Here is a 17677-nt window from a genome sequence, read left to right on the forward strand (position 1 = left end):
GACTAATGCTAATGTTGTGAAATATTCAAAATACCTTTTAGATTAGATGTATGTAGATAATTTAATATCTACAATCTTGTAATGTGTTACAAGTTTTAGATACTGATTTCAGTTTTTCCTTCTTCTACTAGGTTTTCTTCTTTAATCCATAAGTTTGCCTCTATAAAATTTGCTTGTTTTATAATCGTTACATTATGGAAAAGCTCCACAAGTTTAATTTCTAGATTGAATATTCTTTTAATTTTATTAGCAATTTGAACAGCCATTAATGAATGTCCTCCTAGTTGAATAAAACTTTGATTAACACTTATAGATTGTGCCTCTAGACCTAAAACTTCTGCCCAAATTTCAACAAGTTTTTTTTGAATTTCAGTAGATGCCTGTACGTGCAGATCTCTTATTATTCTGCTAGGAATTGGTAATTCAGCTTTATTTAATTTACCATTGGAAGTTAAAGGCATCTTGTCCAATTTAGTAAAAAAAGAAGGGATCATATAATCTGGCAAACTATTATTAAGATAGGCTCTTAGTGTTTCATCATCTAAATCTTGATTAGAAGCATAGAAAGCAGATAAATACATTTCTCCATCAATATTTTGTAAAGTAACAGCGCTTGAAACAACTGCTCTATGAGCAGACAAAATGTGTTCAATTTCCTCAATCTCGACGCGATAACCTCTTAATTTTATTTGATTATCTATTCTGCCTTTGTAAGCTATATTTCCGTCTGATAACCAACATGCAAAGTCTCCTGTTCGATATACCCTTGTTTCACCAACAATCCAATTTGTGATAAATTTCTGGTTTTCAACTCCATTACCAAGATATCCACGTGCAAGACCTGAACCGGCAATACAAAGTTCACCAACAACTCCTTGAGGTACTATATTTCCAAAACTATCTACAATATAAATTCGCTCATTTGGTAGTGGAATCCCAATTGGTATTGTGTCATATTTATCTAGGTTTTCTGGTGTTACTTTATAAAAAGTAGAATCTACACAAGTTTCTGTTGGACCATATAAATTATATATAATAGTATCTGATAACTCTAAACGTTCATAAAAATCTCTAACCAAACCTTTTGGTAATGCCTCCCCTGCCAATAACCATACTTTAAATTCTGGTAAGTCTATTGCCCCTTGTTTACTTCTTAGCAACATTCCTAAATGCGTTGGGGTACCATCACTCAACTCGATCTTGTTACTTTTGTAAAAATTGTAGAGTTCCTCTCCATCCATTCGCTCTTTTTCGTTCGAGACATATAAACAATGTCCTTTTAAAAGGGCAGCAAAAATCTGTTGGCAAGAGGCGTCAAAATAATAGGAAGCAATAAGCCCTACACGAAGTCCTGTTTCAAAATTTTTGTAAACCGTTTGTGAAAGTCCTTCTACGAGGTTAATTACAGCATTGTCTTCCATTAAAACACCTTTAGGCATTCCAGTTGAACCCGAAGTAAAAATACAATACGCTAAATCTGAAATAGATCGATCACTAACTATATTCTCTATAGAATACTCTTTAATATTTTCATTTAGAATATCATGAGTAGGAATAATATTTTTGTATGTATCTAAATGTTCTGCATGTCCAAGCAATAATTTAGCATTACTAGACTCTAACATATAGGTTATTCTATTTTCGGGTAATTTAGAATCAATTGGTAAATAAGCACCACCACTTTTAAGTATCCCTAAGATACCAATAATGATTTCTTCGGATCTATTTAATATTAACCCTATTAAATCTCCTTTTCTTACACCTTGTTTCCTTAAATAATCAGCTAATTGATTACTGCGTTCATTGAGTTCTTTATAGGTTAAGCTAGAATTGTTATGCACCAATGCCATCTTGTTTGGGAAACATTGCACTTGTTTTTCAAATGCTGCAACAATAGTATCTTTTACCTCAACAGAAATTTCAGATTTACTAAATTCTCTGATGAGTGATATTTCTTTTTCATCAAGTATGCTTACATCTCCTAAAGACATGTTTGAACGAATTTGACTAATTATTTTTTTGAAATATTTTGCAAACTTTTTAATGGTTGATTCTTCAAATAAATCAGTGGCATATTGAAAACTTAGTTGAATATTGGTTTCGGTAGTATTCACATGGAAAATTAAGTCCATTTGAGAAGTATCTGCTTCGAGTGTATGTTCTTTAAGTTCTAAATTAGAAGTCTTCATCGTTATCGGTATCGCATCTTTATAGACGAACATTACATCAAATAAGGGATTACGACTTGTGTCTCTAGTAGCATTTAAATCTTCTACTAATTTTTCGTAAGGATAATCCTGAAATTCTAGACTATTAATAGAAGTTTGATGTATTCTTTTTAAGAATGTGTGCAAAGTATCATTATCATCAATATGGTTGCGTAATGCCAGTACATTAATAAAAACGCCCATCATTCCTTCTAAATCTGCATGCCTACGTCCAGCAACTGGAGTTCCAACAATAATATCTTTTTGATTAGTAAGTTTGTATAGCATTACTTTAAATGCCCCAAGAATTACTGAAAATATAGTAGTATTCAATGCTTTTGCTAAATCATATAACTCTTTGGTTTGTTGAAGTCCAATTTCAAAATTAAATCCAGCACCGTTATAGCTAATTACCGATGGACGTTCAAAATCTGTTTGTAGTTTCAGTATTGTTGGTGGTGTTTCAAATATTGTTTTCCAATATTGTTTTTGACGCTCTAAATTCTCCTTGAAAAATTTACTTTGTTGCCAAACTGAATAGTCTTTATAATTTAATTTAATTGGTAATAATTCTTTTCCTTCATAAGAACGCATTACATCACGGATAAAAATTTCCAGACTCACCCCATCTGAAATAATATGATGTCTATCTGTAATTAAAAGATGTTTATCCTCTGTTATCTGAATTAATCCTACTCGTAAAAGCGGAGCTTTACTTAAATCGAATGGACGAATAAATTCTGAAACTATTTTTGTGCTTTCTTCTAATGTAGCTCTAAAAAACTCTATTTCGAAAAATACATTTTCTGTGAAAAACTGTACTGGTGAATCATCTAATAAGGTGAAACTAACTCTAAAAATTTCATGATGTTTAATAACTTCTTGAAAAGCTTTAGTTAATTTTTCTTTATTAATAGCCCCTGTTACCATGAAAGCTAACGGTTGATTATATACCGTTGATTTTTTATTGAGCAGATTTAGAAAATAAAACTTTTTTTGAGTAGTAGTCAACGGATAAAAATCCATTTTTGGTGCTTGTGGAATTTTTAAATATTCATCTTGCAAACTTGCCTCAATGTTTTTAGCTAATTCTTGAATGTTTTTAATAGTAATTAATTTTGATAAACTAAGAGTGACTTTAAATGCTTCCTTAATGCGATTTGCTAAAAACACTAGCTTTAAAGATTGTCCTCCCAAATCAAAGAAGTTGCTTTTGGTTCCAATTACTTTACTATCAAGTTTTAAAACTTCTGCCCATATTGCTATTAACTTTGCCTCTGTTTCTGTTTCAGGAGCTACATAATTATCTTCAATCTCTATTTTATATTCAGGTAATGAATTGCGGTCAATTTTCCCATTAGAATTTAATGGTAATTTTTCGAGTTGAACATAATACAGCGGTACCATGTAATCTGGCAAATATTCCGACAAATGATTTCGAAGTTCACCTACTCGATATGTTGTTGAAGATTCATAGTAAGCAACTAAATATTTATCATCTTCAGATTCTTTTAATACTACCACAGAATGCATGATCTCTTTGAATGTGTTGAGTTGATGTTCTATTTCAGATAGTTCAATTCTATAGCCTCTTAATTTAATCTGATCATCTATACGACCACAATATTCCAAATTTCCATCTGGCAACCATCGAGCCATATCGCCCGTAAGATATACCCGTTCTTCTGCAGTAATCCAATCGTTTCTGAATTTTTCTGAACTTGTATCAATATCACCAACATAGTATTGTGCTAAGCCATCTCCAGCAATACAAAGTTCTCCAATAACACCTTTAGGAACTAAATTACCATATGCATCAACAATATAAATGCGTTCATTTGGTAGTGGTTTCCCTATTGGAATGAAGGAATAATCATCTAGTCTCTCTCTTTCTACTTTATAACTTGTAGAATCTACACAGGTTTCTGTTGGACCATAGAAATTATAAAGTATAATATTGTCAGTTACTATATCATAGAATTTTTTTACTAATTCTTTAGGTAACGCCTCACCTGCTAAAATCCATGAAGAAAGATTTCCTAATGTTTCTCCTTTTTCTAAAGTATCAAGAAGCAAACGGAGATGTGTTGGAGTACCATCTGATACATCAATGCTATTAACTCTATAGTATGATTTTAACTTAAAACCATCTCTACGACTTTCATCATCTACAACATATAAACTATGTCCCTGTAACAAACAACCGTAAATTTGTTGCACAGATGCATCAAAAGAAAAAGAAGCGACTAAAGCGACATTCAGAATCTTGTCTTCATAAGAATCATAAACTCTCTCCTCCAAACCTTTCACTAGATTAACTACACTTTGATGATTCATCATTACTCCTTTTGGTTTTCCACTAGAGCCGGAAGTGAATATACAATAGGCCATATCGGTAGAATGAATTTCTACTGAAGGATTTTTTGAACTTTGTGACTTGATTTTTGACGAATCTATTGCTTGAACTGGTAGATAGGCTGTGAATCGATCTATAAAATTATTCTGTGTTAATAAATAATTAGCTCTACTTTGATTTAACATGTAACCAATACGTTGTTCTGGTAGTCCTGGATCTATTGGCAAATAAGCTGCTCCTGTTTTTAATACTCCAAAAATAGAAACTATCATATTTACAGAGCGTTCAAACATAAGACCAATAGTATTTCCATGAACAATTCCTTGGGAAATTAAATAATTGGCAATTTTATTAGACTGTTCATTCAACTCCTCATAGGTTAATTTTTGCTCTCCAAAACATACTGCAAGTCGGTTTGGATGTCTATGCACCTCTTCTTCAAATAAAGATACCAAATTGGTTGTTGATGCATAGTTTAACTTTGTTGCATTGTAATCTTCAATTAATAGTTTATACTCTTCATTTGGTAACATATTAATATCTGATAATCTAATATCTATATTTTTTACAATTGCTTTTAAAATATTTTTGTAGTATGAAACAAAGCGCTCTATTGTTTCTTTTTTGAAAAGGTCTGTTCTATAATCTATGTAAAATGTATGACTGTTTTCTTTTTCGAAAATTCGAAATGATAAGTCGAGTTTAGAGCTTATATTATTATAATCTACATGTGTTAAATGTAGATTATCAGATTTAAATTCTGACAAATCAAAATTGTAATATTCAAACATTATATCAAACAAGGGATTGTGACTTAAATCCGTTTTTAACCCTAACTGAGCAATTAACTTTTCATATGAATATTCTTGGTTTGCAAAACAGCTAATGATATTCTCTTTTACTTTCTCAAGGAAATCTGAAAAATTTAAATTGCCTTTGGGAAAGTTTCTTATGGCTAATGTATTGATAAAAACTCCTATCAATTTTTCCAAATCTATATGTTGACGAGCAGCTGTTGAAGTACCGATAACGACATCTTCTTGACCAGATAATTTGGATAATAAAACTATAAAAGACGCTAGTAGTAAATTGTACATGGTAACTTTCTGGTTTGAACAGACATCTGCTAACACCTGCATTTCTTGTTCATTTAATGTGAAAGTTGCGGTAGCTCCTTTAAAGCTGTTAATTGGAGGCCTAGCAAAATCAGTTGATAAATGAAGTCCTACTGGTAAACTTTTAAACTGATTAATCCAAAACTCTTTCGGTTTCTCTAGTAGATGTGCTATTTCTTCATTTTGTTGCCAAACTGCATAATCTTTGTATTGAATTATTAATGATTTTAATGGCTGATCATTGAGAATATCCATCAACTCTTGCATCATATTAACATAAGAGACTCCATCAGATACAATATGGTGCATGTCTATTAATAAATATGCAACATCGCTTCCTTCTCTTTTGATTCCAACTCTAAGTAAAGGAGGTGCGCTCAAATCAAAACTTCTGATGAATACATTCATTGATTCATCTAAACTTCTCGCATTTGGTATGTTTTCTATAGTAAAGCTAACAACATCAAGAATTCTTTGATATGCTTCTCCGTTTATTAATTCAAATGACGTTCTTAGAGCTTCATGTCTATCTATGATACGTCTAAATGCTTTTTCTAATAAATCAATATCAATATCACCTACTATTTTAAAGACTATTGGGACATTATATGCAACCATTTCAGGATTCATTTGATCCATAATGAACATTCTTTTTTGAGTGTCAGACTGTGGATAATAGTCATTGATTTCTGCGGCAGGTATAGGATCAAAATTTACTTTTGGAGCATTTGTAATAAGTAATAATTGATTATTAATAGTTCGGTTTTTAAAAGCATCACCAATATTGAGTTCAATCCCAAAAGATTGATGAATTCTAGATATTAGTCTAATTAAATTTAGAGAGTTTCCGCCTAATTGAAAAAAATCATCTTGTAAACCTATAGAAGTAACACCTAATACTTCTTTCCAAATGTTAACTAATTTTTGCTCAATATCTGAATCTGAAGTAATTTGAAAATCTGATGCTACACCCTCATCATTATTTACTTTTGAAGCGCTCTTTAGCTTGATTTTTTCAGTTTCTAGTTCTTTTAAAAAATTGTCATTTTTACCCTCCAAATAATCATTAAGCAAAACAAAGCGTTGAATTTTCCCACTTGTTGTTCTAGGGATTTTATCCACTGCAATTACTTTTTCGACTGTTAATCCTGTTCTTTGTCCTAAATGTTCTTTTATCGATTTTTCAAGTGACAAAAATTCTGAAACTAGACCGTTATAAACTACAAATACATATATATCATCTTGAAATTTTTCTTCATTAAACAAACTGCAAGTAACGGCTTGCTGAAACTGTATTTCTGGTAACTCATCAATTAAATCATCAAGATCATTTGGAAAATAATTTTGTCCATTTATTAAAATCATTTCTTTTTCCCTACCTGTCAAGATCAAATGATTATCATCTATAAAACCTAAATCTCCGGTATTTAACCAACCATCTTCAGATATTGTTGCTGCTGTTTTTTCTGGATCATTATAAAATTCAGATGTGACTGCTTTACTTTTTAAATGTACTATCCCTAGTTTTCTTTCTGATAGCGTCTGCAAATTTCTATCCGTTATTTTTATGTCCGTACCAGTATAAGATCCTAAATTGGCAAATGAAACAGCATTTACAGAATCTGCATCTACTTCTTCTATTTCATCTCCAACTTTTAATTTGTGTCGATTTAAAATATATTCTCTAGTTTGCTGTCTGTTCTTCAATGTAAAAGATACACCAAGAACAGATTCAGCCAAGCCATAGGCAGGACCTATAGTCCCCTTTACAAAATCATAAGGAGCAAGCATACGTTCAAATTCATCACAAATCGCAATAGACACAGGTTCTGCTCCATTAATGATTAATCTTAAACTTTCAAAAGATAATCCATCCAAATCTTTGGTAACTACATTATCAATAGTGTGTTTAAACCCAAAGTTTGGAGAACCAGAAATGGTAATATTGTTTTTGGCTAAACTTTTTAACCATAAATTAGGATATGCAAAAAATTCCATTGGTGGCATCAAAAACTGAGGCACATTTCTTAATAAAGGTAGTATGTGAAAAAATACTAATCCTAAATCGTGCGTTAATGGCATCCATCCAAGAAATGAGTCTGTTTCTGTTAACTGAATTAAATTAGTCATTGTCTCTACATTGTAAAGAATACTATCTTGCTTGTTAACAATTCCTTTTGGGTTACCTGTTGAACCAGAAGAAAATTGAATAAACACAATATCATCAATAGTTCCTGGCAAAACTTTAGCTAGCTTTGAATAGGTTATTTCATTAAAAGAAATGAATTTCTTATCAACATCAATAGAAGTTTCTGACTGACTTTCAATATATTCTTTCCAGCTATCTTTTAACGTTTCTAAATCTGTAATTAAGTATGGGTTTTCTAATTTATCCCAAACTTTACCTATTTTTTTCATAATATCAACCGTCACTCCAAAAACAATTGGAACTGGAATAATTTTTCCAAAAACACATGCCCAAAAAGTAACTAGGAAGTTTTTGTTCGATAAAAACTGAAAAATTAATTCATCACCAGGTCGAATTCCCTTTTCTTGTAAAACATGTAGCATACATCTCGCCTCCATGAAGAGTTTTTTATACGATATGTATTCCATGTTGTTTTCACTCTCTAAAAAGGTAATCCCTGCTTGATCACCTAATTTAATATTCTTTTCAAAGATTTCTTGTATCGTTAATTGTTTTACCATTTTTTATATACATGTAGATTAAACCAATTCCTCACTTACTATTTGAAAGGAATTTTCGATTATTTTACTAGATAATTGTCTCACGGATGGTCCTGTAAGAAATTCTATTGGTGCAATTTCTACGGCAAGACTCTCTTTAATCATTCTCATGAATTCTATGGTTAAAATTGAATCCACTCCTAATAAATTTATTCCTTTATCCGATTTTATACTTGCAATTGGAATTCTCAGAATTTTTCCTAATTGTTCTTTTAATAGTGTTTGTATAAATTCGTGTTGAGCAGTTGGATCTAAGTTTGCAATTTTTTCCCTATTAGTTGCCTGAATTTCAGTTAGGGTTAACTCTTCATCTGTGTGCAGTTTATCAATTTCATTAAAAAGTGCTATCCCACTTTTTCCAAAACTTTTTGAGATTACACTCCAATTCAGATCGAAAAACCCAAGTTGTGTTGGCTTTTCTTTAATTATAAAATCAATTCCTTGCATTACTTGTTTATCAGTAAAACCATGAATTCCTGTACCTTCTAGGATTTTTTCTATATTTTCATTTCTAGAAACAACACCAGATTCTTTTAAAACTCCAAGATTTACTGTAGTTACTGCCAAATTCATAGATTTTCTCCAGTGAGCAAAGGCGTCTAAAAAAGCATTAGCAGCTACATAGTTTGCTTGACCAATATTTCCAATTAATGAAGATATTGAAGAAAATACTACAAAATTATCGAGATTCATTCCCTTACTTAAATGATGAAGATGCATCGCTCCATCTACTTTTGGTTGTAGCACTTTCCTAAATCTATCTTCATCCATGTCTAAAAGATAGCCATCATCTAAGACCATAGCACCATGAAAAATTCCAGTGAGAGTTGGTAAGTCCTCTTTTATGCTATTAAATACCTGTTGCACTTCATCCAACTTAGCAATATCAGCAGTATATACTTTCACATTAACTCCTTTCTTCTTCATTTTTTCAACTTCAACTATAGCGTTTTCAGTTTTTAATCCGCTTCTACTAAGTAGTGCAAGATTTTTGGCTCCTTTTTCAACAAGCCATTTACTTATCACTAATCCAAGACCTCTAGTTCCTCCAGTAATTAAATAAGTTTCATTTGCTTTTATACTACTTTCATTAGTATTAATAACTTGAACTGGTTGATTCGAAAAATCAATTACAACATTCCCAAGTGGTTTATTATATTTAATTTGATTAAATGCTTCATAAATATTATTAACTGAGTAAACAGTCACAGGTATAGAAGACAATACACCTGTTTCTAAATAATTTAATAAATCATTCATGAGATTAGCTATTTTTTCCTTTTTCTCAATCAGCATTTTATCAATATCAACTGCGATATAAGATAGATTATGATTAAAAAACTTCATATCTATAGAAGTATTACTAATAATATCTTTTTTACTGATATCTACATAAATTCCGCAAGGTGCCAAGCATGAAAAATTCTGAAAAGCTATTTCTCCGGATTGAGAACTTAAAACTACATTAACTCCCTTACCATTTGTAACAGATTTTATTTGAGCTGGAAAATCTAAATTATCAGAATTATAAATATGACTCACTCCTAATGATTGTAATAATGAATTTTTATCAGTAGAGTTCGTTGTGGCAAAAATTTCTGCTCCAACATGTTTGGCATAATTAATCGCAGCTAAACCGATGGCGTCAGTAGCATTTTGAATAAGTATCGTATCATCTTTTCCTAAACCAGCCTTATCTCTCAAGCAATAAATAGCTGTCAAGTAACTCATAAGTAGACCAGATTCTACAACATTTAAGTTAGAAGGGCATTTTATTGCTAGATGTTCCGAAGTTACAGCGAACGATTGAAAAGTGCCTGAAGCTAATGCTAATACGTTATCTCCTACTTTAAAATTAGTAACTTCAGAGCCTACTCTTACAATTGTTCCTGAACATTCACAACCTAAATTTTTTCCAGCAAATGTGCCTTCAATGAGCTCATCTGTAATTTTGTTATCCAGTTTTTGACAATCAAAATCACTAAATACAGTATTTTTAACTAAGATTTCAATTTCATTTGGTCTCGGCTCTCGACGTTGTAGATTTTCAAAGAGTAAATTTTCAAATCCAGGTGTCGTAGGGTTTTTTAATTTGAGTGATTTTGAATCAAAATTGATTGTTTTTAACTTGTTTTTCTCATCAATCTCTAAATTCACCATTTTCTTATTATAAATATCACCATTTCGAATGGCTATTTCTTCAAAAGAAGCATGACTATTATTGATAATGTTTGCAACTGTTTCCCACATATTTTCTGCAGCCTCGCGAGATAGGTTATCTTCAATGTCTATCATTTGAACTTGACAATTAGAAAACTCATTTACAATTAATCTTCCCATTCCATGAAGTGCACTATCTTCTAAGGATAATATTATATCACCTTCGATAGCCATTTGACTTGCTTTAGTAAGAATGGATAATTTAATTTTAATATCATTTTTTTGAGACAAAAACTTAACAATATTAAAAAGTGGCATTATTTGATGTAAACACTTTTCACTCATCTGCAATTGATTTTCAATGGGATGAAAACCAACAGATGGCATCAAAACAATGTTAACTTCTTTATAATCATCATTCCATATAGAACTAAGGGCATTTTTATCTCCTAAATTTATTACATTATGATTTTCACCTAGTTCTTTATATTCACTTCCTAATTCTAGTGTGATTTTATTTCCCCTCAATAATTCTTGAAAAGGCAAATTAGTTACATAATCGTTAATAAAAATATAGGTTAGACTATCTTTTGGAACTTCATTATAGTCTAAAATTCTTTCTTCCTGTATCCACTTAGTTTCGAATAAGTTTTTTGTTAACACCTCATCTGTTTGGGATTCATTTTTAACAAGTTGTTTACATTTAAATCCTTCTAAGAACATTAAAACATCTCCCAATTCATTACAGATAGTTAAATCTGCAATGATACAGTTGTCATCAGCAAATTTTAATACAGAATGACAAAATATTTCATGTTTAGGTTTTGCATAGCATTGAACTTTATTGATTGATACTGGCACAACGTCCTTACTTACAAGAGCAATTGTTGTTTGGAAGCAAGCATCAAGTAATGTGGGATGAATGAAATAATCTTGGGAAGATTCAACCATTTCTTCATGGATTTTGATTGTAGCAATCAATTCTTCATTTCCTTGTTTTATTTCTTTAATACATCTAAAATGAGGCCCATAGTCAAGTTTTGATTCACTCAATCTATCATAAACATCTGTTTCGCTTATAATAGTATCTAAACGTTCCATTATGTCTTTTATAGCAATAACAGGAGTCTTCTCTTCAAAATTTCCTATAGCAAACTTCCCAGATGAAACTTCTGTCCAATAGGCCTCTTCATCTCCATTTTTACTTTGAAGACTATATTTACCGTTTTGAGGGTGCATAGAGATATGCAATTTTTGAATTTCGTCTTCATCTATGACTAGTACCTGAAGAAATTGTATATTTTCTAATATGAAAGGCACTTTTTGGTTTATATCATGTTGAAACATATCTATTGCAACACCAATATATCCTGCACCAGGAAAAACAACTTTTCCATGAACTATGTGATCATTTAAAAAAGGAAAAAGATACTCATTCAATTCATAGACATAGGCATTTAAAGGACTATTAACTTTTTCTCTGAAAGATAAACTATCAATACCATTAAATTTATCTAGAGATAGTGTCATAGATGCTCTCCATAAATGTTTTTTTTGCCAAGGATAAGTAGGTAGAGGCATAAACGGTAACTTATCAATCCAGTTATTCCAAGCAATTGGATAACCAAGTGTATAAAGTTTTGAAAGATTTTCAAAAAAGTTAATTTGTTCCCCTTCTCTTTTGTTTAATGTTTGTAATATATGGCAATCTTTTCTGTTATTAAGACATTCAAGTATTGAGTTTCTCAGTACAGGATGAGGTCCTACCTCTACAAAAACTTTATATTCATCTTTTAGAATCGTTTCTATTGACTTTGAAAATAAGACTGGTTCACGCACATTGTCATACCAATAATTATTATCTATTTGTTCTCCTTCGATTAAATGTCCTGTTACGGTAGAATATAGAGCAATGTTTGATTTGTTTCCTCTAATGGTTTTTAAAGAATCTAATAATTGTTCTTTAACTAATTTCATTATTGGGCTATGATAAGGAACACTTACATCTAATAATTGATTAAATACCCCCATTTCATTATACTTTGCATGCAATTCATTCAGTGAATCCGTGTTACCCGATATGGTTATAGAGGTTGGACCGTTAATAGCTGCGATCGACACATCTTCATATGAGCTAATACTATCTAGTACAACAGATTCTGAAAGCCCTACAGCCAACATGGTTCCTTTTCCTTGCGTTAACAAATGTTGCAATTTACTTCTATAATAGCTCACAATCAATGCCTCTTTCAATGATAAAACACCAGATGCATATACCGAAGCAACTTCCCCAACACTGTGTCCCACAACCGCATCTGGAGTAACACCATAATGGGCAAGTAATTGCGTGAGTGCTGCTTGAATAACAAAATTTGCAGGTTGAGCAACATTTGTTTCTTTAATAATTGAACTTTCCTCTGGTTTTAATAATTCTTCATAAATAGACCAACCAGAAATAGCAAAAAACTCAGCGTCACACTCTTTTATTGCATTCTTAAAAACCGGTTCAGTTTCCATGAGTTCTCTTCCCATTTTCCACCATTGAGGTCCCATACCAGTATATACAAAAACTATTTTAGGCTTTTTATCTAAGGAACTTCCTTGATGTACACCTTTTAATAAAATATCTTCTTCATAAGCCTCTAATTTTTCAATAAGATCTTCTCTGGAAGTTGCAAAAATAGTTAACCGTTCCTGATGGTTACTTCTTCTATAGATAACGTTACTGAGTACTTGTTCAAACTTATCTTCGTTGTTTAAAATATACTCTTTATATTTTGAAGCAAGTTCTTTAAGTGCTGGTATACTTTTAGCACCAATTGGAAATAGGAATTGGTCCTTTTTTATTTTGTTTTCATTTATTTCTGCAACACTAGTATTATATTGTTTCAATACCAGATGTGCATTTGCTCCTCCAAAACCAAAAGAATTAATAGAAGCATATGAATCTTCACCTTCTGGTAAGGATGTGATACTTATTGGGATCTTTAGATTACTTTCTTCATAGTTTAACGCAGGGTTTGGATTCTTGAAATGTAAGTTCGGCGGAACTTTATTATTATTAAGACATAATGCAGTTTTTATAAGTCCTGCAATACCTGAAGCGGCTTCTAAATGGCCAATATTTGTTTTTACAGAACCTAATAAACATTTAGAATCTCTATTACCATGCTCAGAAAGGGCTTTGTTTAAAGTTTTAAACTCTATTGGATCTCCTACCGCAGTTCCAGTTCCATGTGCTTCTACGTAATGTATTTTATTTCTGTCTATATTATTTTCCTTATATATTTTACGAATTAATTCCAATTGAGAATCTGGATTAGGGACAGTAATTCCGTTAGTTCTACCATCTTGATTTGCTCCAGTTCCAACAATTGTTGCATAAATTCTATCATTATCTTTTATAGCATCTGCAAGTGGTTTTAATATTACAATACCTGCTCCTTCCCCTCTAACATAACCTGCCGCATCTTTATCAAAAGCTTTGCAACGACTGTGTTTTGAAAGAAATTTTCCTTTACTCATTAGAACAGAACTTTCGGGTGAAAGCATATAATTTACACCTCCAACCATTGCCATTGATGATTCTCCATTCCAAATACTTTGACAGGCATAGTGAGCAGCTGTTAATGAAGACGAACATGCTGTATCAATCGTTAAGGATGGCCCTTTCAAATCAAAAACATAAGACAATCTATTAGATAACATAGTCATAGCAACACCACTAATGGTATGTGAATCAATATGATATTTGTTTTTTGAAGATGTTTGTATCAATAAATTATCAAGCATAAATCCTCCAACAAATACACCCGTATTGCTACCTTTAACACTTTCTAATGTCATTCCAGCATTTTCTAAAGCTTCATATGCAACTTCCATAAGCATTCGTTGCTGAGGATCTAAAGATTCTGACTCTCTTGGTGACATATCGAAAAACAAAGAATCAAACTCAAAAGTGTTTTCTGTTAGAAATCCACCTTGTTGTGCTCTTATTTTTCCTGATCGTGCATCATTTTTGCTGTAATATTTTTTACTGTCCCATCTATCCTGAGGAACGTCTATAATAGCATCTGTTTCATTCATCATCATTTCCCAAAACTTCTCCGCAGATGAACTTGATCCAGGGAATTTACACCCTATACCTACAATTGCTATTGGTTGATTTTTAGTATTCATAATTTAAATAATTATTTTTTTTTATACTTTTTTTAATTTAAAACCACTTGGAACAGTGCTATTTTATTTTTGTAATGGAATATGAAATTCCGAAATGAAGCAAATGTTCAAATGAATAGATTATGCTATAACCCACATACTAATATTTTAACCTTAGTAATATTTTCTATAGCAAAATTTCATTATCATGCATTGAAAAACAATCCTTACTTTTTTAACCATGCATAATAATCACTGTAAAACAATTAGTAGGTTTTACGCTTTTGTAATTTATTTAAAAAGTGAGATTAGGGTACTTAGTCTATTTTCAAAGTATAGAAATAGTAGTTTTTGACATAAAAATTACAAATAATAAAGCAATCATTATTTAAGTCTTTACCAACTATATTTTCTATTTTAAATTGCTGAATATTAAAGAATAATCTTTAATCACAATTGGAATATTAAGAAATGAAGATGGAATACTAAACAAAAATTAAATAATAATTTTTCTTAGCAATTTTTAATTCCTCAATTAGATTTAATTCACATATTGAAAATTCAATTAAGATTTTTTTTTAAAATCCTGATTAAGAAGATGCAATTTTAATCAAAAATATTGAAAATTATACTCTCCAAATAGATTGTAAAAAATTAAACGATCAATTATAGATGTCTTGAGTGACAATATAAAAGGAGGTTCCTAAAGGTTACAGATAGAAAATCATATAATATAAAACCATTTTGGTAGTTTCATTTTTAAATTTCTGATATATAATCTATACTAAAAAATTATTTTTCAAATTGTTATATTTTTTGATAATTATTTGCTTGTTTTTTTGCTTGTTTTTTTAAAACATGAAACGATATTGAGAAATAACTATATCAGGTTACTTTCAAGCTCTAAAATCGTTCCCATTTCCATTTTATAAACTTTGTTTGCTACATAAAAATATTTGTCATCATGGGTAATTACTATTAATAATTTACCTTCATCTCTCATTTTCACAAGCAATTCATTATAGAAGAAATCTTTAAAATCTGGATCAAGATCAGCTGCACATTCATCGAAGAAATAGATAGGGCGATCTTCTAAATAAGATTTTAAAATTGCCAATCGTTTACGCTGTCCTTTAGAAAGATCAATAGTACTATATGCACCGTCTTTAATTGTCACTTTATCTAAAAGTCCAAACATTTCCAACCATTCATATACTTGACCTAAACGCTCTGTCTTAATACCATATATTTTTTTGAATAGATAAAAATCACTATAGATTACTGAAAAATGTTCTCCAAGCATTTTTGGTTCTACTGATTTTCCGTTTACTAAAATTTGTCCAGAATCAGCAGGATAAAGTCCAGTTAATGTCTTTAAAAAAGTTGTTTTTCCACTACCATTCCCTCCAATTATAAAGACTATATCACCTTGGGAAACTTCAAAATTAATAGGTCCAATTCCATAGGTATTTTCTTCTCGTTGATCGGTTTTTTCATAATTGAAATACACATCTTTCACTTCCAATTTTTCAACAGACGAAACATTAAAAGCTACTTCATCTTCAGAAAGTAACAGATCCTTTGTGTCTGTGTTTTTAAGAAACTCTCTAATTCTTTGCCAAGCAATTTTTGCATTAATAATTCCTGGTATTCCTGCTAGCATATTATTGAAAGGCCCCCACAAATACAGTGTTCCCACCACAAAAGTTGTAATAAGTCTTTTGTCAAATTCAAAAATCATTGGCGAAACTAAACAGGTAGCCCCAACAGCAACCGTGAATGAGAGCTCTGAAAGAAGCGTCTTGTTTATCTCAATATATGCTGTTTTAAGTTGGTATTGATAAAGAGTTGTGTTTCTTTCTTCCATATCTTTATGATACTCTACTCGTTTAATATTATGCAATACTAATTCTTTAAAACCATTAACCAACCCAGTAACTAAATTTGTAAAACTTTCTCTTTTATCTCTAGTATCTAAAATAGCCTTATTTAAAGGTGCTCCTAAAAAACTATAAAGAACAAAAACAAAAGCCATTGAACCAACTAAAACAGAAGCATTTAAAATGTCTAAAGTGAAGAGGTATATAAATATGATGATTGCTGTAAGCATGTGAGAGAAGATATGAATAGCAACTTGCGAGAAATAAAATATGTCACCAATGTCTCTATCCAAAATAGTATAAATTTTTCCACTTTCAATTTTTTCATATTTCTGAAATGGAATTTTAAACACATTCTTAAGAATCATTGAATTAAAACTTTTTGCAACTAAAGAGCCTAAATAAGCCGTTTTTCTTTTACTAAGTCTAATTGTAACTATATAAAAATATGTGGCTAATGTGAAAAACATTAATAAATATTTAGTTTCTGTATTTCCTCCCACAAATTCTCCAATAATCATCACAATCAATGCATTTGCAATTCCAGGAATTAATGACATGAGAAGTAACGACGAAAGAACGTTTTGGTATTCATTCTTGTGTGGAAAGAATAAAGTGACTCTGGTTAAAAAATAAAATGCTGACACTACAATTCCTAATAATTTAATAGCATTACCCAAGGCAAGATAAGTTTCAGACTGAATGTTCCAAAAATTTTCATCAAACATTGCAATTGGCAAAATGTATAAGAATAAAAACAAAGGCAAAATGGCTACAAAACCTAAAAAATAATCTGTCGCTTTCGCAAGCGATATCTCTTTTTTCCGCTTTTTATTTTTCATTTGAATAATTGCTATTGTTGAGTATACAACACCAATTAAAGCAAGTACTGTAATTAATATTTTAATTGTGAAAACTGTTTTTTCCATCAAGTTTTTCTTTAGAGTTGTTAATATTATTTTGATTTTTTAATTATAAATATCCATCCTAATCAACAAATTAGAATAAAAATGTTATCTAATTTTCGAGAAAACAAATCAAATGTGCTTTTCA

The 17677-nt window shown here is 30.7% G+C and carries 3 protein-coding genes; all 3 read right to left on the reverse strand.

The features are described 5' to 3' along the window. Positions 1-95 precede the first annotated feature (95 nt). Positions 96-8387 (reverse strand): amino acid adenylation domain-containing protein, encoded by an 8292-nt coding sequence (locus tag ACULEV_RS10145; RefSeq protein WP_445454939.1) that lies wholly within the window; start codon positions 8385-8387, stop codon positions 96-98. Positions 8388-8405: 18 nt separating this feature from the next. Beyond that, entirely contained in the window at positions 8406-14765 is a 6360-nt protein-coding gene (locus ACULEV_RS10150) for a type I polyketide synthase (protein WP_445454940.1), read from the reverse strand. 859 nt (positions 14766-15624) lie between these two features. Next, positions 15625-17553, reverse strand: coding sequence for a cyclic peptide export ABC transporter (locus ACULEV_RS10155; RefSeq protein WP_445454941.1), 1929 nt, complete (start codon positions 17551-17553; stop codon positions 15625-15627). Between the last annotated feature and the right edge of the window lie 124 nt (positions 17554-17677).

Source organism: Flavobacterium sp. HNIBRBA15423, assembly GCF_052655965.1.

What these genes read in the sequence shown, in the direction of transcription:
- ACULEV_RS10155 (WP_445454941.1), bottom strand. Translation starts at nt 17,553, where the DNA reads ATGGAAAAAACAGTTTTCACAATTAAAATATTAATTACAGTACTTGCT.
- ACULEV_RS10150 (WP_445454940.1), bottom strand. Translation starts at nt 14,765, where the DNA reads ATGAATACTAAAAATCAACCAATAGCAATTGTAGGTATAGGGTGTAAA.
- ACULEV_RS10145 (WP_445454939.1), bottom strand. Translation starts at nt 8,387, where the DNA reads ATGGTAAAACAATTAACGATACAAGAAATCTTTGAAAAGAATATTAAA.